The sequence below is a fragment of the Priestia sp. 53B2 genome, assembly GCF_056099005.1.
Genome location: NZ_JBLZXA010000006.1, coordinates 1 through 985 on the forward strand (window position 1 = coordinate 1; position 985 = coordinate 985).

Sequence of the window (985 nt, forward strand, 5' to 3'; positions counted from 1 at the left end):
TATATTGTTTATTACAACCACAAACGAATAAAAGTAAAATTAAAAGGATTGACCCCTGTAGAATACAGAATTCAATCCTCATTCGCTGCTTAGATAAAGGGTCTAACTTTTCGGGTTCAGTTCAATGTTTGCAGGACAGGTGGCTTTTTACTATAAAATGCATGTGCAGACATATAATAACACATTTTTGACCTTATGGACTATATTTTTCTGTACGAGCATATGTATAAAAGGTGCACTTCTTATACATTAGTTTCTCAAACACCTACTGAGAAAACGTTGATAAATCAACAGTGTATAAAAAGCTGCATACTCCGGAAAAGAATCCTTGGTGGAAGCCCTACTGCCCCAAGGGTTCTTTCGCATGCTTGGTTCCTTTAAGAGACATTATGTAAACTTGTTTTGTATATCGTATACACAGTTAATTTTCTACTTTTTAAGCTTAGGCATCTCTATGTACGTTCATTCTATATCGCTTTTTCAACCAAAAATAAAGAATGAATTCGCTGATAATAAAAATAAGTACACTTATAAATGTGGTTGCTAAAAATTCAAAGATATTGAGTATAGACATAGAGTGGCCCCACCACCAATATCTAAAATTTGTTCCGAATAAAACGAGATGGATAAAGAGAGAAATTGCTTGAACTTCTCCTATTGATCTATTGGATTTCATAATGAGTATCTTTCCAATAAAGAAACTAATTATAAAAGATAGAACAATGAATACAAAATAAAGAGAACTAGCCAATAAGGCTTCTTGCGGTGAATACATTGTAACCCTCCTTTTATATACATTATTTTACCATTAATTATAATTAAAGGAAGTTAGTTTTTGTATTAGAAATTGATACCTATAAAATCCATTATGGTGCGACAAGAAGTCGCTTTTATATAGTGTGGCTCACGCCACTGGTTTAGACGCAAAAACTATCCCCGTCCAAAACTGCGGGCCTGGTAACGGGCTCGTGGGTTGCATGCGGAA

General features: G+C 34.1%; 2 protein-coding genes. One reads left to right on the forward strand and one right to left on the reverse strand.

Features of this window, described 5'->3' with window-relative positions:
• The coding region (locus tag ACN6NE_RS02810) for an IS3 family transposase (RefSeq protein WP_157842248.1) at window positions 1-93 on the forward strand (93 nt) is incomplete at its 5' end.
• Window positions 94-442: 349 nt separating this feature from the next.
• Here ACN6NE_RS02810 and ACN6NE_RS02815 read toward each other — a convergent pair.
• Complete coding sequence (locus tag ACN6NE_RS02815) at window positions 443-775, reverse strand: hypothetical protein (protein WP_474324406.1); 333 nt, start codon at window positions 773-775, stop codon at window positions 443-445.
• Between the last annotated feature and the right edge of the window lie 210 nt (window positions 776-985).